Origin of the sequence: Vibrio sp. 1CM8B (assembly GCF_023161685.1) — a bacterium.
GTDB classification, from domain to species: Bacteria; Pseudomonadota; Gammaproteobacteria; order Enterobacterales; family Vibrionaceae; genus Vibrio; species Vibrio coralliirubri.
On the sequence record NZ_JALNTU010000017.1, the window covers coordinates 50,718 to 74,994 of the forward strand.

General features: G+C 47.4%; 22 protein-coding genes. 5 read left to right on the plus strand and 17 right to left on the minus strand.

The window, feature by feature from the left end:
- Positions 1–38: 38 nt before the first annotated feature.
- The 5 genes from ilvA to ilvG are packed head-to-tail and all read right to left on the minus strand — an operon-like array spanning position 39 to position 6,374.
- On the minus strand, positions 39–1,583 hold the full coding sequence (ilvA, locus tag MSG36_RS21695) for a threonine ammonia-lyase, biosynthetic (RefSeq protein ID WP_048610859.1): 1,545 nt from the start codon (positions 1,581–1,583) through the stop codon (positions 39–41).
- A 2-nt stretch (positions 1,584–1,585) separates the two neighbouring features.
- The gene (ilvD, locus tag MSG36_RS21700) at positions 1,586–3,427 is read right to left on the minus strand and encodes a dihydroxy-acid dehydratase (protein WP_248369670.1); all 1,842 of its coding nucleotides are present in this window, start codon (positions 3,425–3,427) and stop codon (positions 1,586–1,588) included.
- A 33-nt stretch (positions 3,428–3,460) separates the two neighbouring features.
- Entirely contained in the window at positions 3,461–4,429 is a 969-nt protein-coding gene (locus tag MSG36_RS21705) for a branched-chain amino acid transaminase (protein WP_017063017.1), read from the minus strand.
- Between the two features lie 12 nt (positions 4,430–4,441).
- On the minus strand, positions 4,442–4,726 hold the full coding sequence (ilvM, locus tag MSG36_RS21710; protein ID WP_017055442.1) for an acetolactate synthase 2 small subunit: 285 nt from the start codon (positions 4,724–4,726) through the stop codon (positions 4,442–4,444).
- A gap of 1 nt (position 4,727) precedes the next feature.
- On the minus strand, positions 4,728–6,374 hold the full coding sequence (ilvG, locus tag MSG36_RS21715) for an acetolactate synthase 2 catalytic subunit (RefSeq protein ID WP_048610863.1): 1,647 nt from the start codon (positions 6,372–6,374) through the stop codon (positions 4,728–4,730).
- Positions 6,375–6,846: 472 nt separating this feature from the next.
- Between ilvG and MSG36_RS21720 the strand changes: the two genes are divergently transcribed.
- Entirely contained in the window at positions 6,847–8,370 is a 1,524-nt protein-coding gene (locus MSG36_RS21720) for a YifB family Mg chelatase-like AAA ATPase (RefSeq protein WP_248369672.1), read from the plus strand.
- A 63-nt stretch (positions 8,371–8,433) separates the two neighbouring features.
- Here the strand turns inward: MSG36_RS21720 and MSG36_RS21725 are convergent, their stop codons facing one another.
- The 6 genes from MSG36_RS21725 to MSG36_RS21750 all read right to left on the minus strand — a co-directional run bounded on the left by MSG36_RS21725 (position 8,434) and on the right by MSG36_RS21750 (position 13,552).
- Positions 8,434–9,390: a DUF2860 domain-containing protein gene (locus MSG36_RS21725; RefSeq protein ID WP_248369674.1), complete on the minus strand. Its 957-nt coding sequence runs from the start codon at positions 9,388–9,390 to the stop codon at positions 8,434–8,436.
- A gap of 139 nt (positions 9,391–9,529) precedes the next feature.
- Positions 9,530–10,129: a thiol:disulfide interchange protein DsbA/DsbL gene (locus MSG36_RS21730; protein ID WP_048610871.1), complete on the minus strand. Its 600-nt coding sequence runs from the start codon at positions 10,127–10,129 to the stop codon at positions 9,530–9,532.
- Positions 10,130–10,184: 55 nt separating this feature from the next.
- Entirely contained in the window at positions 10,185–11,171 is a 987-nt protein-coding gene (locus tag MSG36_RS21735; RefSeq protein WP_017058781.1) for a serine/threonine protein kinase, read from the minus strand.
- A 73-nt stretch (positions 11,172–11,244) separates the two neighbouring features.
- Complete coding sequence (gene ccoG, locus MSG36_RS21740; protein WP_248369676.1) at positions 11,245–12,663, minus strand: cytochrome c oxidase accessory protein CcoG; 1,419 nt, start codon at positions 12,661–12,663, stop codon at positions 11,245–11,247.
- A gap of 326 nt (positions 12,664–12,989) precedes the next feature.
- Positions 12,990–13,253, minus strand: a complete 264-nt coding sequence (locus MSG36_RS21745; protein ID WP_009848104.1) for a YihD family protein — start codon at positions 13,251–13,253, stop codon at positions 12,990–12,992.
- 131 nt (positions 13,254–13,384) lie between these two features.
- Complete coding sequence (locus tag MSG36_RS21750) at positions 13,385–13,552, minus strand: hypothetical protein (RefSeq protein ID WP_179946936.1); 168 nt, start codon at positions 13,550–13,552, stop codon at positions 13,385–13,387.
- Between the two features lie 283 nt (positions 13,553–13,835).
- Between MSG36_RS21750 and MSG36_RS21755 the strand changes: the two genes are divergently transcribed.
- Together MSG36_RS21755 and MSG36_RS21760 are read left to right on the plus strand one after the other, a co-directional pair.
- Positions 13,836–14,627, plus strand: coding sequence for a sporulation protein (locus MSG36_RS21755; protein WP_060983480.1), 792 nt, complete (start codon positions 13,836–13,838; stop codon positions 14,625–14,627).
- A gap of 156 nt (positions 14,628–14,783) precedes the next feature.
- Complete coding sequence (locus tag MSG36_RS21760) at positions 14,784–15,437, plus strand: hemolysin III family protein (RefSeq protein ID WP_248369678.1); 654 nt, start codon at positions 14,784–14,786, stop codon at positions 15,435–15,437.
- Here MSG36_RS21760 and MSG36_RS21765 read toward each other — a convergent pair.
- From MSG36_RS21765 to def, 6 genes are all read right to left on the minus strand, one after another.
- Complete coding sequence (locus MSG36_RS21765; RefSeq protein ID WP_052880501.1) at positions 15,434–16,024, minus strand: DUF3157 family protein; 591 nt, start codon at positions 16,022–16,024, stop codon at positions 15,434–15,436. The two genes, MSG36_RS21760 and MSG36_RS21765, sit on opposite strands and share 4 nt — an antisense overlap.
- Positions 16,025–16,050: 26 nt before the next feature.
- Positions 16,051–17,496 carry a TrkH family potassium uptake protein gene (locus MSG36_RS21770; protein ID WP_052880500.1) on the minus strand — a complete coding sequence of 482 codons (1,446 nt, stop codon included), beginning with the start codon at positions 17,494–17,496 and terminating at the stop codon, positions 16,051–16,053.
- Between the two features lie 81 nt (positions 17,497–17,577).
- Positions 17,578–18,954, minus strand: a complete 1,377-nt coding sequence (trkA, locus tag MSG36_RS21775; RefSeq protein WP_004735766.1) for a Trk system potassium transporter TrkA — start codon at positions 18,952–18,954, stop codon at positions 17,578–17,580.
- Between the two features lie 109 nt (positions 18,955–19,063).
- Positions 19,064–20,344 carry a 16S rRNA (cytosine(967)-C(5))-methyltransferase RsmB gene (rsmB, locus tag MSG36_RS21780; RefSeq protein WP_052880498.1) on the minus strand — a complete coding sequence of 427 codons (1,281 nt, stop codon included), beginning with the start codon at positions 20,342–20,344 and terminating at the stop codon, positions 19,064–19,066.
- Positions 20,345–20,436: 92 nt separating this feature from the next.
- Positions 20,437–21,384 carry a methionyl-tRNA formyltransferase gene (gene fmt / locus MSG36_RS21785; RefSeq protein WP_017058773.1) on the minus strand — a complete coding sequence of 316 codons (948 nt, stop codon included), beginning with the start codon at positions 21,382–21,384 and terminating at the stop codon, positions 20,437–20,439.
- A gap of 37 nt (positions 21,385–21,421) precedes the next feature.
- Positions 21,422–21,934 carry a peptide deformylase gene (gene def, locus MSG36_RS21790; RefSeq protein WP_017058772.1) on the minus strand — a complete coding sequence of 171 codons (513 nt, stop codon included), beginning with the start codon at positions 21,932–21,934 and terminating at the stop codon, positions 21,422–21,424.
- Between the two features lie 140 nt (positions 21,935–22,074).
- On the opposite strand from def, the gene MSG36_RS21795 reads away from it, so the two are divergent.
- Complete coding sequence (locus tag MSG36_RS21795; protein ID WP_248369680.1) at positions 22,075–23,166, plus strand: LysM peptidoglycan-binding domain-containing protein; 1,092 nt, start codon at positions 22,075–22,077, stop codon at positions 23,164–23,166.
- Positions 23,163–24,275: a DNA-processing protein DprA gene (gene dprA / locus MSG36_RS21800; protein ID WP_248369682.1), complete on the plus strand. Its 1,113-nt coding sequence runs from the start codon at positions 23,163–23,165 to the stop codon at positions 24,273–24,275. Before MSG36_RS21795 ends, dprA begins: the two co-directional genes overlap by 4 nt.
- The last annotated feature ends 2 nt before the right edge of the window (positions 24,276–24,277 follow it).

A 24,277-nucleotide genomic window follows, 5' to 3' on the forward strand; every position in this document is an offset into this window, starting at 1 on the left:
AGTAAATACTCGCTCTTTTTTGATTCGGTCGTTAACTCTTAAGACAAGAAGAATTTGTAGGAAGGGTTATCGGTTTCATCTTTACACTGATAGCCAAGCTCTCGTAGGTGTGTTGAGAACTGAGCCAAATCATCGTCATCAAGTTCAAAGCCACACAATACACGGCCGTAGTCGGCACCGTGGTTACGGTAATTGAATAGGCTGATATTCCAGTGTGTCCCTAAGGTATCAAGGAATTTAATCAATGCACCTGGGTACTCTGGGAACTCAAAGCTGTATAGGCGTTCTTTCAGTGGTTTCGATGGTTTACCGCCAATCATGTAGCGAATGTGCAGTTTTGCCATCTCATCATCAGAGAGATCGACAACCGGGTAGCCGCCCTCACGTAAGTCATTGATGATGTGTTCGAGTTCTTCTTGACCACCTTGTAGGCGTACACCAACGAAGATATTCGCTAGGCTTTCGTCGTTGTGGCGGTAGTTAAACTCAGTCACCGCTCGGCCACCAATGATATTACAGAACTCTAGGAATGCCCCTTGTCGCTCTGGAATAGTAACCGCAAGTAGACCTTCTCGCTTCTCACCCAGCTCACAACGTTCAGAGACATATCGCAGGCCGTGGAAGTTGGTGTTAGCACCAGACAGTACCGTTGCCAATTGCTTGTCTTGCAGTTGGTTCTGTTCAGCAAACTTCTTCAAGCCAGCCAGAGCAAGCGCTCCTGAAGGTTCAGCTATCGCTCGAGTGTCTTCAAAGATGTCTTTCACCGCAGAGCAGATCTCATCACTAGAGACTGCAATGTGACCGTCAATGTACTGTTGGCAAAGACGGAATGTCTCTTCGCCAATGCGTTTAACCGCAACACCATCAGCAAACATGCTGACCTGATCCAGTACTACAGGTTCACCGGCATCGAGGGCCGCTTTTAAGCAAGACGAATCTTCTGGTTCTACTGCAATGACTTTAATCTCTGGCATCAGCTGTTTTACTAATACAGCAACACCCGCAGCTAAGCCACCACCGCCAACCGGCACAAAGATATAATCCATGTGACCGTTTTGCTGCAGCATCTCCATACCCATCGTACCTTGCCCTGCAATCACCAGTGGGTGATCGAAAGGAGGCACAAAGGTAAAGCCATGTTCAGCAGAAAGACGCTCGGCTTCTGCCTTGGCTTCATCAAAGTTGCTGCCGTGCAGAACCACGTTTCCGCCAAAGCCACGTACCGCATCAACCTTGATGTCTGGTGTGGTTTTTGGCATCACAATCGTAGTCTGAATGCCCAGCTTAGAGCCAGACAGCGCCATACCTTGAGCATGGTTACCCGCCGATGCAGCAATCACACCTGCGGCTTTTTGCTGCTCAGAAAGGCTTGATACCATGTTGTAGGCGCCGCGTAGCTTGAACGAGTGCACTGGCTGACGGTCTTCTCGTTTAAGCTGAACCTGATTACCAATGCGCGCACTTAAACGTGGCATATCCTGCAGAGGTGTCACGATTGCCGCTTCGTAAACCGGCGCTCTCAGGATCTGACGCAGATAATCTGCGCCAGTTTGTTTCTGGGGACTGGAGGTGTCATCACTCATAGTTAGCCCTCAAGTTTAGACTTATCACGTACTGCGCCTTTGTCGGCACTGGTTGCCATGCTTGCGTAAGCTTTCAGTGCGAAAGACACTTCACGCTGACGGTTTTCTGGTTTCCAGCCTAGTGCATCTTGTTTAACGCGACGTGCTTCAAGCTCTGCTTCAGGCACATCAAGTGTGATTGAGCGGCTAGGGATGTCGATAGTGATGATATCGCCAGTGTTCACTAGACCAATCACACCGCCACTTGCTGCTTCTGGAGAAGCGTGGCCGATAGATAGACCTGATGTACCACCAGAGAAACGTCCGTCAGTTAGGAGAGCACAAGACTTACCTAGACCCATAGATTTTAGGTAAGTAGTTGGGTAGAGCATTTCTTGCATGCCCGGACCACCTTTAGGGCCTTCGTAACGAATAACAACCACTTCGCCTGCTTTTACTTTACCCGCTAAGATACCGTCTACTGCTGTGTCTTGGCTTTCGAATACGATTGCAGGGCCTTGGAACTTAAGGTTTTCTTCATCAACACCCGCGGTCTTAACGATACAACCATCAACGGCGATGTTACCTGAAAGTACCGCTAGACCACCTTCTTGGCTGAATGCGTTCTCTTTGGTGCGAATACAACCATCGACGCGGTCATCATCAAGGCGATCCCAACGACAATCTTGTGAGAAAGCTTTGGTAGTACGGATACCAGCAGGGCCTGCGCGGAAGAACTTAAGCACGGCTTCGTCTTCTGTCTGCATGATGTCGTATTGAGCAAGTTGCTCTTGCATGCTTAGACCAAGCACGGTGCGAGTTTGGTTGTTCAGTAGACCTGCACGATCAAGCTCACCTAGGATAGCCATTACGCCACCAGCGCGGTGAACGTCTTCCATGTGGTATTTAGGCGTTGAAGGCGCAACCTTACATAGGTGTGGAACGCGGCGAGACATCTCGTCGATATCACCCATATCAAAATCAATCTCACCTTCTTGAGCTGCCGCTAAAAGGTGAAGTACTGTGTTACTTGAGCCGCCCATCGCGATATCTAGCGCCATTGCATTATCAAAGGCTGCGCGGTTAGCGATGTTGCGAGGCAGTGCTGATTCGTCGTCTTGCTCGTAGTAACGCTTAGTTAGGTCAACGATACGTTTACCAGCATTGATGAACAACTCTTCACGGTCTGCGTGGGTTGCTAGCATAGAACCGTTACCTGGCTGAGATAGGCCAAGCGCTTCTGTTAGACAGTTCATTGAGTTCGCTGTGAACATGCCTGAACATGATCCACATGTCGGACATGCAGAACGCTCCACTTGCTCACTTTGCTCATCAGAAATGGTTGGATCGGCACCCTGAATCATCGCGTCAACAAGGTCTAGCTTGATGATTTGATCTGAAAGCTTGGTTTTACCCGCTTCCATTGGACCGCCAGATACAAAGATCACTGGGATGTTAAGACGCATTGCTGCCATCATCATTCCCGGAGTGATTTTGTCACAGTTAGAGATACACACCATCGCATCCGCACAGTGCGCATTGACCATGTATTCTACTGAATCTGCGATAAGCTCACGTGATGGCAGTGAGTACAGCATGCCGCCGTGACCCATTGCGATACCATCATCAACTGCGATGGTGTTGAATTCTTTAGCGATACCGCCCGCTTTCTCGATTTCACCCGCAACCAGTTGACCCATGTCTTTAAGGTGAACGTGGCCTGGTACGAATTGAGTGAAAGAGTTTACAACCGCGATGATTGGCTTACCGAAGTCATTATCTTTAACGCCAGTTGCACGCCATAAAGCGCGCGCACCAGCCATGTTGCGTCCGTGGGTAGTCGTTGCTGAACGATAGATTGGCATTGCTTAAATCCTTATAAAATATTTGGCTGTTGCTTACTTAGTTGTTTGCGTTTGGTTTTCTGAAGTTTGGTCTGCTGGGTAAACATAGTCTAACCAGCCCCATTTATCTTCAGTGGTTCCATTGAATAGACCAAAGTAAGCCGCTTGAACTTTTTCAGTGATAGGACCGCGTTTGCCTTCACCTACTGTAATTTTGTCTACGCTGCGAACCGGAACGATCTCGGCAGCTGTGCCTGTCATGAAGACTTCATCGGCAAGGTATAGCGCTTCACGAGCAATGTTCTCTTCACGGATCTCATAACCCATGTCTTTTGCTAGTGTCATGATCGAATCACGAGTGATACCCGGCAGAATTGCGCTGGTCGCTGGTGGCGTTGATAGCACGCCGTTACGTACCACAAAGATATTCTCACCAGCCCCTTCAGAAAGGTAACCATCAACACTCAGAGCGATGCCTTCATCGTAACCATGACGGCGAGCTTCACCACCAACCAGTAGTGAAGATAGGTAGTTACCACCGGCTTTTGCTGCGGTTGGGATCGTGTTTGGAGCGGCACGGTTCCAGCTAGAAATCATTGCATCAACGCCGTTTTCTAGCGCTTCTTCGCCTAGATAAGAACCCCAAGGGAAAGCTGCGATGATCAGTTCCATCTCGGTATTTTCTGGCGGGCAGACACCCAAACCAACGTTACCTACGAAACCTAGAGGGCGGATGTACGCTGACTCTAGCTTATTTTGGCGTAGCGTTTCGCGAGTCGCTTCCATAATTTCTTCCTCTGTGTAAGGAATAGGGAAGCGGTAGATTTTTGCTGAATCTTTTAGGCGCTTAGCATGTTCAGGGTGACGGAAGATAACCGGCCCTTTTGGTGTGTTGTAACAACGAACACCCTCAAACACAGAAGTACCGTAGTGCATTGCGTGAGTCAGGACGTGAACGTTCGCCTCTGCCCAAGGAACCATCTCACCGTTAAACCAAATATAGTCTGCTGTTTTAGCTGTCATGTTTGCGGTTCCTTATGCGTTTATCTTTTGTTGTAAGTTGTTGTTTGGCAGTTCATTACGGCTGATCGAGATAACGTCAACGGTGCGCACATCCCACAGCTTTTCGATTTGGTTTACCAAGAACGAGATCGGACGGTCACTGTCGACGATGATCTCAACACTCGCCACTTTGCTTTCGTGGTTTTGAGTGCCCGCAACTTGCTTAACAATGAAACCACGGTGGCGGATAACACGAAGAACACGCTCTAGTAGTACAGGCTTATCATCGGCTTTGATGTCTAATAGGTATCTTTTCATGTTATGTGTTCTCCAACATCTCACTGTTTGAAGCACCTGGCGGTACTAGTGGCCATACGTTTTCTTCTTCATCGATAAGAACATGAAGTAGGTAAGCGGTTTTACTCTCTAGCATCTCTTTCAATGCTGGTTCTACTTCTTCTTTACGAGTGATGGTTTTGCCCGGGATACCGAACGCTTTCGCAAGCATCACGAAGTCAGGGTTGTCATCCAAGATAGTTTCACTGTGGCGGCCATCAAAGAATAGCGATTGCCATTGGCGAACCATGCCCAAACGAGAGTTATTAAGCAGTACCATTTTCACTGGGATCTGACGACGCTTCAATGTGCCAAGCTCTTGAATGTTCATCATGAACGAGCCGTCACCAGAGATAAGTATAGATTGGTCGTCAGGACGCCCAACCGATGCACCCATTGCAGCTGGCAAGCCAAAGCCCATGGTGCCTAAACCGGCAGAGGTAATGAAGTTCTGTGGATCGCGCGGCTGAATGTGCTGAGCTGCCCACATTTGGTGTTGGCCCACATCAGTCGAAACCATAGAGCTTGCTGGCATCATGTCTGAAAGTTGCTTCAATAGCAGTGGAGCAAAAATCAGATCGCCAGGGTGGTCGTAACGCCATTTGAATGAACTACGAAGGCCTTCAGAGTGATGAACCCAAGAAGAGATGTCTTGGCTTAGCTCTAGTTGAGGCATGATCTTGTTGATGTCACCGCGAATTGGCGCATTGGCAAGACGCAGTTTACTGAACTCAGCGGCATCGATATCGATATGGATAACCTTAGCATGCGGCGCAAAGGTATCGAGTTTGCCTGTTACTCGGTCATCAAAACGAGCACCGACAACAATCAATAGGTCACTCTCTTGAACCACAAGGTTAGCGGCTTTAGTGCCGTGCATACCCAGCATGCCAAGGTAGTGTGGGTCGTCACGTTCGATAGTGCCCAAGCCTTTCAGTGTGCTTACTGCTGGCATTGGGTTTAGGCGTAAAAACTCACGAACCGCATCGGTTGCTTTAGCAAGTTGAACACCACCACCTACGTATAAAACAGGACGGGTCGCTTGAGACAAAAAGTACTGTGCCTGTTCAATGGCATCAGTTGTCGCAACAGGAATTGCGGGTGGAGTAAATTCAGGAAGAGCGTTAACAGGTGCTTCTGCTAGTTGAACATCTTTCGCGATATCGACGATAACCGGGCCAGGACGGCCAGATTTCGCTACCACAAACGCTTCTGCGAGGGTTGGAGCAAGATCTTCAATATCAGTTACTAGGTAGCTGTGTTTAGTACATGACAGAGACATACCAATCACATCCATTTCTTGGAATGCATCGGTACCAATGTGGGAACTCGCAACCTGACCTGTGATTGCAACCATTGGGATAGAGTCCATAAAGGCATCAGCAAGGCCAGTGACTAGGTTGGTAGCACCTGGGCCAGACGTTGCCATACAAACAGCGACATCTTGTGTTGCTCGAGCCATGCCGATCGCGGCCATAGCAGCGCCTTGCTCATGGCGACATAGGATATGTTCAACCCCGCCGTCATAGAGTGCATCGTAGATTGGCATGATGGCACCACCTGGGTAACCAAATACGGTCTCAATTCCTTGTTGCTTGAGTGCGGATACGACTAGTTCTGCGCCTTTCATCGGAATTCTCCCGTATTACCTTTATTTTGGTAACTGTTTCCTTTGTCTCTGCACATCTTGTGCTCCCATTCTTCCTGTAAATCGGCAAAGCCGAAAATGCTCAAAAATATAAAAATCGAATGTTTAAATTAGAAAAAACCCCCGGACTTGTCAGTGCGGGGGTTTTTTCTAATTCGTGGTTACTTTCTTCCCACTCGCCCCCGCGCAGTCTTAATAATGACTACGATAATCAGGTTAATCAGTGCGTAAATGCGAGCGTTAAAAATCATAATATTCGAGTTTTCTCGTTTATTGTCTTCAGTAAAAGTCTATATCTCTAGTGTTATCACACAAATCTGCCGCATGACAAGGAAAATGTCATTCTTTTTTCACATTAAAACACCATTCCATCAAGCTATATAACAACCTTATAGCTTTGGTGAGCAACGAATATCCAGAGCGAATACTTTTAAATCAAAGACAAAGGAAAGTTATGGGACTCGCGATAATTCATAGTCGAGCTAGTGTTGGTGTAGAGGCGCCAGAAGTGACTGTTGAGGTGCATATAAGTAATGGAATGCCTGGCTTTACGTTAGTGGGTCTACCTGAAACAACGGTTAAGGAATCTAAAGATCGAGTAAGAAGTGCGATCATCAATTCTCGTTTTGAGTTTCCATCAAAAAGAATCACGGTCAACCTCGCTCCTGCCGATTTACCCAAAGAAGGAGGTCGTTTCGATTTGCCAATCGCGCTTGGGATTTTAGTGGCATCTGATCAGCTTCCGACATCAAAAATAGCTCAACATGAATTTATCGGTGAGTTGGCACTGTCTGGAGAGCTGCGTTCAGTAAAGGGCGTGTTGCCTGCGACGTTAGCTGCCGATAGCGTCGAACGATGCTTAGTTGTTCCACACCATAACGGTGATCAGGCTGCGCTAGTGGGCAAGGGAGCCCATAAATCTGCGCAAACCTTGTTGGAGGTTTGTGCTGACATGTGTGGACAGACTCAGCTTGGCCTATATAGAACGGAACATCATCAGGCTGATGTTTCAGTGTTTCGCGACCTACAAGATATTATCGGCCAACAACAAGGCAAGCGAGCTCTGGAGATAGCCGCAGCTGGGAATCATAACTTATTGTTTCTTGGCCCGCCCGGAACCGGCAAGACCATGCTCGCTTCTCGACTGCGTGACTTGCTGCCTGAAATGAGTGATGACGAGGCGATGGAAACCGCGTCGGTGGCCTCGTTAACGCAACAAGAGATCAATCAATACAACTGGAAGCAACGACCTTTTCGATCCCCTCACCATTCAAGTTCGATGGCGGCATTGGTGGGTGGTGGCTCAGTGCCTCGCCCCGGAGAGATATCTTTGGCGCATAACGGCTTATTGTTCTTGGATGAAATGCCGGAGTTTGAACGTAAGGTGCTTGATTCATTACGAGAACCATTAGAGTCAGGAGAGATCATTATCTCTCGTGTTGCGGGCAAGACTCGTTTTCCTGCTCGCTTTCAATTGGTTGGTGCACTCAATCCAAGCCCTACGGGTTATTACGAAGGTAACCAGGCGCGCGCCAACCCACAGATCATACTGCGTTACCTCAATCGACTATCAGGGCCGTTATTGGATAGATTCGATATGTCGTTAGAGATCCCATTGCTTCCTAAAGGCATGCTCGCTGAGGGTGGTGACCGTGGGGAAACGACTCAAGTGGTAAAGCAAAGGGTCAGGCAGGCGCGTGAGTTGATGCTATCTCGCAACCATAAATCGAATGCACTGTTAGGTAGCCGAGAAATTGAGAAGTATTGCCCGTTAAGACGCGAGGATGCGGAGTTTCTGGAAACGGCGTTGCACCGACTGGGTCTGTCGATTCGTGCTTATCATCGAATCATTAAGGTGGCACGAACCATTGCCGACCTTGACGGTAACGAGCAGATCGAAAAGAAACATCTATCGGAAGCGCTTGGCTATCGAGCGATGGATCGATTGTTGAAGCAACTCACGGCTCAAGCTGTCTAGCAAGCAGAAAAAAGCCTGCTTAGATGCAGGCTTTCGTTGGATTGCAGTTCATACTCGCTAAGGTTAGAACTTGTAGTTCAAGCCAACTGAAACGATATATTGAGACTCGTCGTAGAAGGTAATGTTCGAGTCGCTGGTGCCGTAGCCCGCTAGTGAAATAAACGACCAGTTTTCCCAATCCATGAATTGATCATACTCATAGGCGGCGAATAGGTTGATATTGTCGTCGCTGCGTTTCTTGTCGTAGATCGGGTTGCTCGCATCGTAAGAGCGTTGGTTGTAACCCGCTGTTAGTGCGTACTGGTGACGCCCCATGCCACCAAACAAGCTTACCTCACCACCGAATTGGTCGTAAGACTCAGCTTTACCATCAGCATCACGTGTTTGATAGATAACGGATGGAATAAGCATCATGGTACGACTGAGTGGCAGGCGATATTGACCTTTCAAGTAGAGCGTATTGGCATCTCGTTTGAGCTCTTGCTCTTGAATATCATCGTTGTCGACATCTTTTGTCGCATAGGCCATGTCTAGCGAGAAAGCTGAGCCCGCAATGTTGCTTAGCTTCAAACGAAACGCATTGCCAGTTTCATCGGTCTTGGTGCGAGCTGATGTGGTGTTGTATGGATCGGCCCAAGTTTCACCCGACATAATGGTTGGAAGCAGTGAAGCGTCGATCACCATGCCAGACTCAAGCTGGTATTTATAACCAACCTCTAGCACAACAGTACCCGTAGCTACGTCATCACGAGCGGTACCTGTGTAAACCTGGTGATTTAGCTTCTCACCAAAGGTGTAAGCGACACTGCCTAAAGGGGCGACAAGAAATGAGCTTTCTGAAGAAGCCTTCTGATCTATGGATGAAAGATTGCTATCAGCATCGGTATTAAAGTTTGAGGTAGAAGAGGCAACTCCGGTATTGATAGAGATTTCACCACTGAAACCTTGTTGGTCTGCAAGTTTGGCAAAAGCGGGAGAAGCCGCAACGCTCAAAGCCAAGAGAGTTATTTTGATTTTCATTTAAGGGCTCCTTGCCCACCGGTTCTTAGGACGGGTTATTAATAGCAGTAAAGCTTTAAACTTCCAGGTTAATTATTTATCAATGATGATTTTTGAACAAGCAAAAAAAAGGAAGCCGAAGCTTCCTTTTATCAATGGCTTACTTCTTTAATAAGAAGTTCACCAGCTCGAAGTACTCATCAAGAGAGTTGATACCTTGAGCTTCGACTAGGTAGCGGTTGTTAACCACAACAGCGGGTACACCTGAAAGGCCGCTGTCTTTGAATGCTTTGTCGAAGCGACGAACCATAGAATCTACTGCAAAGCCGTTATACGCAGCATCGAACTTCTTCGCATCAACGCCTTCGTCTAGGAAGATTTGACGCAGTTCTTCTTCATCACGTGGTGGCTTGTTCATGGTGTGGATGCGGTTAAACATCACCGGTACCATTTTGTCTTCAACTTTCAGTGCAATCATCGTCGCGTAAGCTTTGCTCATTGGCAGGCCCATGTTGCCACCCATGAATGAAACATGGTTCTTCTGTAGCTTAGCGTCTTTAGGTAGCTGTTGTTTTAGCTGCTGGATGATTGGCTCAAAGCTATTACAGTGTGGGCAGTAAAAAGAGAAGAACTCTGTCACCATTGGTTTTTTTGATGCTTCTAGGTCGAGAACTTTGTAGTGTTCACCTTCGTTAAATTTCGCAGCGTGAGCTGAAAGGCTCAACATGATCAATGAGAAAAATGCGAATAGCTTTTTCATTTATCCAATCTCCATTATGTTTGAATTTTTATCTAGTTGTATGTTGCGATTGCTGTTACCACTGAGGCATTAACGAAAGTGGTGGCTCTTGCAGGGTAGCAATTTGCTCTTTACAAGCAAGTACTTGTTGCTCCCAATATTTCGGATCATTAAACCACGGGAAGGCCAGAGGAAACGCAGGATCGTGCCATCGTTTCGCCAACCATGCCATGTAATGCACCATACGTAGACCGCGTAGTGGTTCGATTAGTTTCAGTTGTGCGGTATTAAAATCGCAAAATTCTTGGTAACTCTCGAGCAAAATATCCAGTTGCATCAGCTTATCTTGGCGTTCGCCATTAAGCAGCATCCACAGATCTTGTATCGCAGGACCGTTACGAGCGTCATCAAGGTCGACGAACATTGGCCCATCGCGCCACAATATATTGCCTGGGTGGCAGTCACCATGCAGGCGGATATTCTCAATATTGCTCGGCCACTGACTCTCTAGCTCTTTGATCAGAAGGTCGACGTCATTGAAGAACGCGTTTTCTAGATGCGTCGGGATAAACTGAGAGTTCTCTAGAATCTTACGTGGCTGATAAAGGTATTCATCTAAGCTGATGGTTGGGCGATGCTGGAATGTTCTTCCCGCGCTGGCTTTATGAATACGACCAAGAAAACGGCCTACACCTTCCAGTTGGTCTAGGTTATCCACTTCATACTGTCTGCCGCCGACACTTTCAAACAAGGCAAATAGGTAGCCTTGGTATTCATGTAAGGTTGCACCGTTGATTCGCATTGGAGGTGCAACTGGCATCTCTTGTTCGATAAGCTCGAGTGCGAAGTCATGCTCTTCTTGGATCTGTGCTTTGTTCCAGCGTTGCGGACGATAAAACTTAACGACGTAGCGCTTACGATCTTCATCGGTGAACTGATATACACGGTTTTCGTAACTGTTGAGAGCGAGAAGCCCGGATTCAGCGCGAACTCCGATGCTCTCCAGTGCGTACCACATGAAGTCAGGAGTCAGGTTATCAAAGTTAAAGGCTTGCATCGTCATAGAATAAAAAAGGCTCATTACTGAGCCTTTTTCCATTTATTGGGTTGTTATACCAAGCACTAAGGTGCAGGTATCAGAGCTTCTTGATAAAGCGGCTTTCGACTTCCATCGTAAACTCTTCATTATCCGAGAGTATAAACTGAATTGTCGAAACTGGTGAGCTCAGTTTTTCTGGGTCGGCGCCTAAACTGATAGGTAGGTTCAAAACCTCGCCTGGATCGACAGTAATCGTCTGTTTGCCATACCAGATCGAATCGGGCAGTCCGCTAACATCGAGTTTGTACTCTTGCTCTTGTTGAGTCTTGTTGATCACTTTCAAGGTGTAGGTGTTTTCAACCAGCCCTTGGTTATTGACCCTAAACAGCTGATTTCTGTCACGTAGAACACTGAGGCCAGCAGGATCAACACTCGCGATTTGCACGAAGAATAAGCCCAGCATCACGATTAAGATGGCTCCATATCCCAACAGCTTAGGACGCATTACCTTGGTTGAGTGGCCTTCAAGTCTGTGCTCGGTGGTGTAGTTGATCAGGCCTTTTTCATAGCCCATTCGTTCCATGGTGTTGTCACAGGCATCAATACACGCGCCACAGTTAATGCATTCGTATTGTAGACCGTCACGGATATCGATACCCGTTGGGCACACTTGAACGCATAAATTACAGTCAATACAATCGCCTAGACCAAGCTCTTTTGGATCAGCCTTGCGAGATCGGGGGCCACGGCTTTCACCGCGTTCTGTATCGTAGCCCACAATGAAGGTGTCTTTATCGAACATTGCCGATTGGAAACGCGCGTAAGGACACATGTGCAGACAAACAATTGAACGCATCCAACCTGCATTAGCATAGGTGCAGCCTGCAAAGAACAGTACCCAAAACATCGGCCAGAACGATGAATTAAAGGTAAAGAAGCCAACCACTAACTCTTTGATTGGAATGAAGTAACCAACAAACGTTAAGCCCGTCGCAATGGCGATTGCCCACCACGCAATGTGTTTGATAGTTTTTCTGAGGATTAAATTGGTTGTCAGTTTGCCTGAGTCTTGTTTTTTTCGCTTATTGGCAGCCCCTTCCAGTTTCTCTTCGAACCAAATGTACATGAAGGTCCATACGGTTTGTGGGCATAAATAGCCACACCACACACGGCCTAAAAAGGTGGTGATAAAGAACAGGCCAAACGCGGCAATCATGAATAAGATGGCGAGCAGGGTCAGATCTTGTGGGTATAAGGTTGTACCAAAGAAGTTGAACTGTTGGCTGCCGATATCGAGCAAGATAGCTTGTCGCTCACCAAATGGAATCCATGGGATAAGCGCAAAAAGTAAAAGTAAGAACCAACCGCCATAGCGACGCAGTTGTTGGAATTTACCTTTGCTTTCTCGAACATAGATTCGGTTACTTGGGTTAAATCGATCTCCATTACCTTTATGTGTTTTCGGGTTAAAGGTTTTAGGAGTCACATCTTTGATATCGATTTTATCCTGACTCATGAACTATCCTTTTTGTGGCTTGTTTGCCCGGTTAAATTGGGCATGACGACATTACTTGAAAGTATGGTTTAGAGAACCTGTTGAAATTGAGCTTGGTGCATTTGTTGTTATCGCACTCACTCTTATTATTTTAGAAGATTCTTATGGATGGCGATTATAGCGACAATCTTGTTCTCATTTCTTTAACGCTATCAACCTTTAACAACAAAAGTCATAACAGTTGTGACGAAAAAATAGCGAACAGAAACAAAAAAGCGACCGGGTGGTCGCTTTTTAAAATTGAGTATTTTATCTATACAGCAATTGAGCTCTAAACAAATCGGCGACTAAAGAAGGCCACGCGCTTTTAGAATTGCGGTTTTGAAATCATCTTCTTGGTCTTTTTTCAGACCCGGGATCATTTCATCTTTTTCGCTGTTACGCATTTTAAGATGGTAGATAAGAACATCGTCAGTCAGTTCTTCAAGTTTGCCTTGGTAGCCTGCTTCTTTTGATAGCTTAATGATGAACTCTAATAGATTAAGCTCTTGATCTTTTTGCCACTCAGGCTCCATCAGTTCAAGCAGTTCTTCAATGCGGTGACACTTCATACTTTACTTCTCCACAAATTTTATAATGATTTGTGTTTAAGGTATCAAATCGGATAGGGAATACCAATGTGTAAACACATTTCAAGGCGGGTCTGGGCAAGAAAAAAGCGCAGTAAAAACTGCGCTTTTTGTTAAGCGGCTCTAATCACTTTTGTTGTAGTCGGTGCTAATAAAGCAGTCTTCTCAACTAGAGTCATTGTAGGAGCCAATTTCTTAGCCGTTGGAGCAGCAGCAAAGCCACTACGACGACGCATCGCACTACGGTTGGTGTGCGAGAACCTGACAGCTGTTGGGCGCATTAATTTACCTAACGGTCAGGCATATCCATTGCCAATCTAATGGCCTGATTTACCATGAGCTCTACCTCAATTGCTTGAAGCGTCACTCGTCTGGCTTTCGCCAATCCGAAGAATAAATCAGGATAATGATATGCATGCATATCAAGGCTTAGATTATCACTATCTAAGTTATCGATCGACGCCTGAGTGATAATTAAACGATATTAGAGCTAAAATAGTGTGAGCAGTATATTTGAGTTTGAACCTCTTTCAGGCTTAAGATGATGCTTTAAAGGAGGTGCATATGTCGTTCTTAAAGAAAACGTTAGCAAGTTTTGGTATTGGGTCGGCCAAGGTCGATTCTGTGTTGCAACAGGAAGTGCTGTATCCAGGGCAGAAGGCGAGCATTATTGTGCATGTGTATGGTGGCGCTCAGCCACAGGAGATCGACAACATCGATCTTAATCTGTGTTGTCGTTACGTAAAAGAAGTCACCATGAACTCACAAAGGCAAGAGGGCGGTCAAACACGCCGTATGCACCAGACCTATTCATTAGCAAAATGGAGTCTGCCGTATGCCTTTGTTATTCAGCCGGGTGAAACCCGTGATTTTGAATGTGAGTTTGATGTCCCGCTGAATACACCGGTCACGATTGGTGACTCAAAGGTGTGGCTTGAAACCGGGCTGGACATTGCGATGGCGATTGATCCTTCGGATAAAGACATCTTAACGGTGCGCCCTGACGCACTCCTCGATGGTATTTTCAACGAGCTTGAAGCTCAAGGCTTACGTATCCGCCAAGTGGAATGTGAAGCGGTAGAAGGCTTTGAACTGCCATTTGTACAAGAGTTCGAGTTTGTCCCGACGACGGGTCCTTATCATGGCCGCTGGCGTGAGCTTGAGGTTGTTGCCCATCGTGACGAAACTGAGCTTAAGCTTTGGTTTGAGATAGATCGCAATCGCGACGGTGCCAAAGGCATGTTGGCGAGTTTATTGGGAGTGGGCCAGCTACAGCGTCAATTGAGTGTGCCACTCGATACCTCTCCAGAAGAAGCCGGCAAGATGGTACTTGAGTATCTAGATAGCGCCTCTTAATTCGCTTTTTGGTTCTTTAGCTTTAGAGAGCCTAGCCTCATCACACTGTTTAGGCTTCATTGATGTCATAAAAGCTGTCATAAAAATTTAAGCTTACACGTGTAAGCTTAATGTGCAATACTAGGTCAATTGAACATTTACTCTAGTAGGATACTCATGTCTGCATCATCAGCTAGCGAATACAGCGACATCGAAGAACGCGCTAATGCGATAACCCACGGCTTGGGCGTCGTGCTTGGCGTTATTGGTCTGATCTTGCTACTGATTCGCGCGTTTGATTACCAAGCCGACATGTTGACGGTTGCCAGTATGACAATCTATGGCAGCAGCATTATCCTGCTCTTTCTTGCTTCCACGCTTTATCACTCGATCACCACAGAAAAAACCAAGCGTTTATTGAAAACCCTCGATCACTGTGCAATTTACTTACTCATCGCAGGTAGCTACACCCCGTTTTTATTGGTTGGCTTAAGAACCCCATTAGCGATGGGCTTGATGGCGGTTATTTGGGGAATTGCGCTGGTCGGTATCATCATGAAGATTGCCTTCGTCTACCGATTTAAGCGTCTATCTCTGTTCATTTATTTAGCTATGGGCTGGCTGTCGTTGATTGTGGTGTATCAACTGGCGATGAATATTGAGATGGGCGGCTTGGTATTATTGGCGCTCGGCGGCGTGATCTACTCGTTGGGTGTTATTTTCTATGTGGCTAAACGCATCCCTTACAACCACGCCATCTGGCACTTGTTTGTGTTGGCGGGCTGCGCTTGCCATTTCTTCGCTATCTATCTGTACGTGACTCCGGTTTAGCGAGCCAGTACCTCAGTAATCTCAGCTTTAATCTGATATTCAGGGTGTTGTTCTAGGTCGAGCTTGATTAGCTTGCCTTCTTCACCCGTCTTTGGTCGTAGGTATGTGTCGGCCATTCGTTTGATTGATTTCCACACAGCAACTTCTTCTTCTGCCAACAACTCACCTTCTGCAGTAAACACGCTGATGTTAAGTGATACCAAAATGACCGCTTGAGTGCCTTGGTTGGTGATGGCTGTCGGAATGATAAGCTCACCATCTTCATAGCGACTGGCACCCAGTACAACATCCACTCCTGACTGAGACAGCTGTAAGCTTGGCTTTTTACTATTAACCACAATCGTAGTGCCACGCGTGTTCGTTGCGACAGGTACGGCTACGACAGGGACTGCTGAAACAGGCACTGCGATCTCTGATGTTGGCGCTGCTGCTTCCGTTTGCTTCGGTGCCACGTATTGCCAAGTAAAATCATCTTTGAGTAACACTTGTTTGCCATCAGGCAATGTGACCATTTGATCAGCAAAGGCAGAACTTACGAATACTGAGTTTGCGAGCAATGCGCCAGCGAGAAGTACGTATGGTTTCATCTGTGTTTCCTTGATTTTGTGCTTGGTTAGCGTCGCCAAAAGGCTGGGAAAAATAGAACAATGAGCGTCAATATCTCAAGTCGCCCCATCAGCATTCCTAAGCTTAGCAACCATTTAGCGGCGTCTGGCAGTGGAGCAAAGTTCCCGGTTGGACCGATCACGCTGCCCATGCCTGGGCCCACGTTGGCAACGGCTGTGATAGCGCCAGATATACTGGTCACAGGATCAAGCCCCATCGCGCTCAAGCCACCTGCAATTAAGATAATCGTAATAAAGAACATCAAACCAAATGCGACCAGTGAACGCACAATGTCGTCATTCACAGGTCTTTGGTTATAGCGTTGAACAAATACACCCGACGGGTGAATCAGTTTCATCATCTGTTTGTGGAGCATGGTCATCGCGATCTGGAAGCGGAAGATTTTGATACCGCCAGAGGTTGAACCTGAGCACGCGCCCGCCATCATTAAAAAGGCAAACAGCGTGGTAGGCAAAGCGCCCCACGCGGTGAAGTCTTCTAAGCCAAAACCGGTAGTGGTAACTACGGACACAATGTTGAACATCGAAACACGCATCGCATCCATGACTGTGTAGCCATCTCTAACCACCAACCATGTCGATATCACGGCACTGGTGACTAAGAATAGATAGGTGAAGCCTCTCACTTGCGCGTCTTTGTAGAGGATTGAGAGTTTTCTACCACGCAGTGCGCCAACAAACAGTAGGAATGGCAGACCTCCAAGGAACATGAACAGTGTTCCCACCCAGTGAGCACTGTTGGAGAAATGGTTCATCGACCCGTCTGAGGTTGAGTAACCACCCGTCGACAGTGTTGTGAACGCGTGATTGATCGCGTCAAAGATGCCCATGCCTGCAAACAGATAGCTAATGATGCACAAGCCAGTCAGAACCAGATAAACCGCTACGATGTTCTTCGCGACCGTTTTTGCTCGTGGGCTGCTTTTATCTGACCAATCGGATGATTCGGTTTGGAACAGGCGCATACCACCGACGTTGAGCATTGGTAGAACCGCTACCGCCATAACGATGAAGCCGATGCCACCTAACCATTGCAGTATAGAACGCCACAACAGAATGCTTGGTGCCATGCTGTCTAAGCCGCTTAATACGGTTGAGCCTGTCGTGGTGATACCAGACATGGTTTCAAAATAGGCGTCAGTGAAGCTGATGTGGTTGATGAAGACAAACGGCAGTGCAGCAAAGGCACTGGCTATCGTCCATACCAGAGAGGTGATCAGGAACATGTCCCGCACCCCAAGTCGGAACTTAGCGGAGCGGCCTAAACTCAAGCAGATGAACGCCACTATGTGCGTGATCACTACCGATTGACCAAACTCGAGGAAGCCACCGGTGCCTGTGAAAAAGGCAACCAATGTAGGGATGTACATGAAAAGGGCGAGTTTTGATAACACTAACCCTATCACTAATAATATCGGACGAAAGTTGACCATAGCTTAATAGACCATCGCTTTGAGCCGGGGCATCGTTCTCACAAGAAGAAAGTTGCGAGATCAATGCTTACGAGAACAAGGCTATAAGAAGAACGGGCTCGGTTGGAATAGAGACTCAACATCTGGTACGTATTTCTTGTCCACTAGGAACATCACTACGTGGTCATCTTGTTCGATTACGGTTCTATCGTGCGCGATAAGTACTTCTTCTCCGCGAACAATCGCACCAATAGTGGTGCCCGGTGGTAGTTTGATGTCGCCAATCGCTCGGCCAACCACTTTAGATGTGGTTTCGTCACCGTGAGCAATGGCTTCAATCGCTTCAGCAGCGCCGCGACGTAGAGATGATACGTTTACAATATCAGCACGACGAACGTGAGTAAGCAGTGCAGAAATGGTCGCTTGTTGTGGCGAGATAGCAATATCAATCACACCACCCTGAACAAGGTCGACGTAAGCGCCACGCTGAATCAGCACCATTACTTTCTTGGCACCCATTCGCTTCGCCAGCATCGCTGACATGATGTTGGTTTCATCTTCATTGGTTAGGGCAATGAACACGTCAACTTGATCGATGTTCTCTTCGGTCAGCAGCTCTTGGTCGGCTGCATCACCACAGAAGACGATGGTGTTTTCTAATTCTTCAGATAGCTTCTCGGCACGGGTGTAGCTGCGCTCGATAAGCTTGATGCTGTAGCTCTGCTCAAGGCGTTTTGCCAAGCTTGCACCAATGTTACCACCACCGACAATCATGATGCGGCGGTACGGTTTCTCTAGGCGCTGTAGCTCACTCATTACTGAGCGGATGTGGTTACTCGCTGCCACAAAGAAAACCTCATCATCGGCTTCAATGATGGTAGTGCCTTGTGGGCGAATAGGGCGACCTTGACGGAAAATAGCGGCTACACGAGTATCGATGTGCGGCATGTGCTCACGCAAAGCAGACAGTGCGTTACCAACTAATGGTCCACCGTAGTAGGCTTTTACTGCTACTAGGCTCACCTTCTGTTCAGCAAAGCTTACAACCTGCAGTGCACCTGGGTATTGAATCAGGCGTTCGATGTAGCTGGTCACTAGCTCTTCGGGTGCGATCAGGTGATCGACTGGGATGGCACCTGATTTGAATAGCGCTTCTTTCTCTTCTAGGTATTGAGGAGAACGAATACGAGCAATTCGGTTCGGCGTATTGAAAAGAGAGAAAGCAACCTGACACGCAGCCATATTGGTTTCATCCATATTGGTTACGGCAACCAACATGTCGGCATCTTGCGCACCCGCTTCACGTAGTGTGTTTGGGTGGCTGGCATAACCGTTTACAACCCTAAGGTCGTACTTATCCTGAAGTTCACGAAGTCGGTCAGCATTACGGTCGACAATGGTGATGTCGTTGTTTTCACCAACCAGGTTTTCAGCAAGGGTACCGCCAACTTGTCCAGCACCTAGGATAATGATCTTCATAGCCTTTCTCTTTTCTTTACCGTGGTAATTCTAGTTATCTAACTTTATTTTGATAATGCACTAGAAAGAAACAGCGGCTAAGAAATAAATTCTTAGCCGCTGTTAGTTGTTATGCCTGTTTTACTAGAACTGCGTAGTAGAAGCCATCCATATCTTCTTCTCCAGGTAGTATTTGACGACCCGGATTTTCGATATCAGACCCAACCAGCGTTGCGTTCTCAGTACGTGCTAGGAATGCTTTCACTTGCAGCACGTTTTCTTGCGGCGTGATAGAACAAGTCGCATAAACCATGGTGCCGCCTACTTTCAGCTGACGCCACATTGCATCCATAATTTCGCTTTGCAGTTCAGCCAGCGCATCAATGTCAGATGCACGACGTAGCCACTTGATATCAGGGTGACGGCGAATTACGCCAGTCGCTGAACAAGGCGCATCAAGCAGGATACGGTCGAACTTATCACCCATCCACCACTCTTCAGGGTAGCGAGCATCACCACAAATTACGTCGGCACGCAGTTGTAGACGCTCAAGGTTATCGTAAACGCGGTCTAGACGTTTGATGTCGCAGTCAATCGCAACCACTTCAGTATCTTGAGTGTGCTCAAGAATGTGTGCCGTTTTACCACCTGGTGCAGCACAACAATCTAGGATCAGCTCACCATCTTTTGGTGTTAGGTAATCAACCGAAAGCTGAGCGGCAGCGTCTTGCACTGATACCCAACCTCTGTCGAAGCCAGGAAGCAAAGTAACATCACAAGGTGCAGCTAATTTTATGGCATCGGCTGCTTCTGGGTGCAATGTGTATTCAATGTTTTCGTTTTTAAGCAGTTCAACATACTCGTCACGAGTGTGGTGTTGGCGGTTAACGCGCAGCCACATTGGTGCCTTGCTGTTGTTTGCTTCAACCAGTTGCTCCCATTGATCTGGGTAGCTCTCTTGAAGCATTTTTAGAATCCAGCTTGGGTGTCCGTATTTGCCTGCATTGTGGCTAACGGCTTTCTCGTCCAGTTCTTCTTGGTCACGTAGGTAGCTACGTAGCACAGCGTTGATCAAACCACTCAGGCTTGGACCACGCAGTGTTTTAGTACCCTCAACCGTTTCAGCAACCGCAGCATGCGAAGGGATACGCATGAAACTTAGTTGGTAAATGCCCACCAAGATTAGGTGGTGGAATACACGCTTTTTACCTTTAAGCGGGTTTTCCATCAGTTCGTTAGCGATTGACTCTAAACGAGGCAGGTAACGAAGTGCGCCGTAGCAAATCTCTTGCAGTAGAGCATGGTCTCGTGGACGGATCGTTTTTTGAGCCGCAGGGAGAGCGTGTGAAAGAGAGTGGCCTTTATCGACAACTTGGAATAGGACATTTGCAGCAGCAGCGCGAACATTCATGAGGGGTACCGAATATTTATTTGAATACATGAGGGCATCTCTGCCCTCGTAAAGGTTTTCTAAGCTGCGTAATTAACAGCTTTAAAAGCGGATTAAGAAAGTTGAGTACCAACTTCAAACCAGCTTGCACGTGAGTTCAAGATATCCTGAACTGACATGGCTTTCTTACCTGGAACTTGCAGTTGTTCAAGAACAAGTACGCCTTGTCCTGTCGCTACATAGATACCAGTTTTATCCGCTTGCAGAATGGTACCTGCAGGCTTATCAGAAGTTTGCTCTGCCACACGGCTTTGCCATACTTTAATGCTGTTCTCAGCAGCTTCAAAGTGGCTCATTGGCCATGGGTTGAAGGCACGAACGCAGCGTTCAATATGCGCAGCTTCATCACTCCAGTTGATACGCGCTTCTTCTTTGCTTAGCTTCTTCGCGTAGTTCGCAAGCTCATCGTCTTGCTTTTCTGCAACTGCTTTGCCAGAAGCGATGTCCGCTAGACATTCAACAAGCGCATCAGGGCCAAGGCCCGCTAATTTCTCGTACATTGATGCGCTAGTATCTGTCGCTTCGATTGGCAGCGTTGCGATGCTTAGCATGTCGCCAGTATCTAGGCCGATATCCATCTGCATGATCGTCACGCCTGTCTCTTTATCACCCGCCCAAATAGAGCGTTGAATCGGAGCAGCACCACGCCAGCGCGGTAGGATAGAGCCATGTACGTTGATACAACCCAAGCGAGGCGTATCTAATACAACCTGCGGAAGCAATAAGCCGTAAGCGACAACAACCATGATGTCAGCGTTCAATTCAGCTAGCTCTTGCTTAGCCTCATCTGACTTGAAGTTTTCTGGTTGGTAAACCGGAATATTGTTTTCAAGTGCGATGTTTTTTACTGGGCTCGCAGTGAGTTTTTTACCGCGGCCTGCTGGGCGGTCTGGCTGTGTGTAAACAGCAACAACTTCATGCTCCGAAGACAACAACGCCGCCAAGTGACGGGCGGCGAAATCCGGAGTACCTGCAAAGACAATTCTTAAAGACTGACTCAAGGTAGGCTTCCTTCTAATTTAGTAATAGCAGCGGTTATTAACCTTGTTTCTCGTTGAAACGTTTGATCTTCGCTAGCTTATCTTGGATACGTTTACGCTTTAGTGGCGATAGGTAATCAACAAACAACTTGCCTTCTAGGTGGTCAAGTTCGTGCTGAACACAAATAGCCAGAAGGTCGTCAGCGTCGAATGTGAATTCGTTGCCGTCACGGTCTAATGCTTTAACCGTTACTTCTGCAGCGCGAGGTACTAGAGCTCGAGCGCCTGGTACTGATAGGCAGCCTTCTTCGATTCCATCTTCGCCGCGCTTCTCTGTAATTTCAGGGTTGATAAGCACCATTGGCTCATCACGTGTTTCTGAAATATCGATAACAACGATGCGTTGGTGGAAATCTACTTGCGTTGCCGCAAGGCCGATACCTTCTTCGTCGTACATGGTTTCAATCATGTCATCAACGAACTTTTGAATCTCTGGGGTAACTTCTTTTACCGGTTTCGCCACGGTACGTAGACGATCATCTGGTAATGTTAATACTTGTAATACAGACATATACACTCGAAATATTGAACTGTGCCGAAACAGCTTAAACCTTGTTGGCTCAATTCTAGACATTTTAGAGGTCAAATGACAGCATCCTGAAGGTAATTCTCAAATCAGATGTCATATATTCAGACCAAGGAACCTAGGTCATGCGTCATTTTTCTCCCATTTTTTCTCTTGTTTGTGCCTCGCTTTCGTTCGCCGCTACGGCTGAAAATAGTGCTCAACCTTTAACCATTAAGCAGGGCGCACCTGAGGCGTATGTGGTGGTAAAGGGCGATACCTTATGGGATATATCTGCGATGTATCTTGATAGCCCGTGGTTATGGCCAAGGTTGTGGCAGGTAAACCCTGAGATAGAAAACCCTCATCTTATATACCCCGGAGATAAACTGTCTTTGGTTTGGATTAATGGTGAGCCGGTATTGAGTCTTAAACCGGTTATCAAGCTGAGCCCTAAGATTCGTGTCTCGGAGAAGAAAGCGGTGCCAACCGTCAATGAGGGGCTGGTTCTGCCTTACCTGCAATCTGACCGCTTGGTTGAACAGCAAGACATTCAATCCGCTCAACGAGTGTTAGGGACGAGTGATGGAAAGAGATTCTTATCGGGTGAAGACCGGTTGTTTATCTCGGGTAACCAACAACATCAAAAGTGGGGTATCTACCGCGCCGTTGAAACCTACCAGCGACAGCAACCTCAGGCGAGTATGACCTCGTTGCGTTTGGTCGCCACGGCACGCTTAAAAGAAGTGGACGCTGAGTTCAGTAGCTTACAGATAGAGACTCAACTGCAAGAAGTTCTGCTTAACGACCTCGTGTTACCAGAGCTTGGCGTTGATCTGGTGAAGCTCTCAACCACGTTTTACCCTGCGCCTAGTGCAGCGGGTCAGTTTGCCAATATATTGGGTTCATTGGATGGTAGCCAATACAGCGCAAAGAATCAGGTCGTTGTTATCAACAAAGGCTCGCAGGACAACCTTCGCCAGGGCTCTATGTTCACCCTTAGCGAGAGTGGGGCTGTGGTGTTTGGTAAGCAAGGTGAATACAGCTATAAAGAATCAGCGGCGAGCGATAAGGTGCAATTGCCAAGTACCTCGCTGGGCAGCTTGATGGTTATTCGCCCTTACGAGTATTTTAGCTTGGCGTTGATCACTCAAAGCTCCAAGCCGGTTAGCAATGACATTCTGGCGGTATCGCCTTTGGATCTTGCGTTGACAGAAGAGGTTAAGGGCACCGAGTGAGTGAGCAACAACTGATCGCTTGGCTCTCGCTGAGCTTTGTTCCGCAACTGGGTGGTAAGCGTCTTGCTCGTCTGCTGAGTGTTGATTCCCCAGCGAATATTGTTGGTTACTCCAGCCAACAGCTGCAAGCGATTGGTTTGTCTGCCAAGCAAATATCCTACTTAAGACTGCAAGCCCCTAGAGAAGTGGAGGCTTGCCTGGCGTGGCAAGCAAGGCAGCCCAACCATCACATCATTACCCCTAATTGCCCTCATTATCCCAAACTGCTGAACGAGACCGCCTCCGCGCCAAGCGTGCTTTTCGTTAAAGGTCACGTTGAAAAACTGATTGAGCCTCAAATCGCGATGGTTGGCAGTCGCAACGCCAGTCTCGAAGGGCTGCAAACCGCGAAGGCCTTCGCTAAAGAGTTTGTCCAAAACGGTTTGATTGTCACCAGTGGCTTAGCGCTCGGTATTGATGGCTACGCTCATGATGGTGCTCTAGATAAAGGAGGGGAAACTTTTGCGGTGTTGGGTTCTGGCTTGGATTCCATTTACCCTGCACGCCACCGAAATCTAGCGGATAGAATTTGTGAGAATGGCGCGCTGATCTCAGAGTTCCGTCCAAGCGCCAAACCTCGACCTGAACATTTCCCTCGCCGTAACCGTATTATAAGTGGGTTGTCTTTGGGGACTCTCGTTGTTGAGGCGGCTGAGAAAAGCGGTTCTCTGATTACGGCGCGTTATGCGATGGAGCAAGGCCGCGAAGTGTTTGCGCTTCCCGGTTCGATTCATAACCCAACCAGTCGTGGAGGCAACAGTCTAATTAAGGCTGGGGCATGTTTGGTACAGAGCGCTCAAGATGTTCTAATTGAAATAAAGAGTCTGTTAGACTGGTCTATAGATCAGCAGCCCAGTTTGTTCGAACCTACGCCGAACAAGAGTGAAAATGAACAATTGCCATTTCCACAGCTGTTAGCTAACGTAGGATTAGAGGCGACACCCGTTGATATTTTGGCACAGAGAACCCATATACCTGTGCATGAGGTCATGATGCAGCTTTTAGAGCTTGAGCTCTTAGGGCATGTTGTTGCAGTTTCCGGTGGCTATATTCGAAAGGGGAGAGGCTAGCT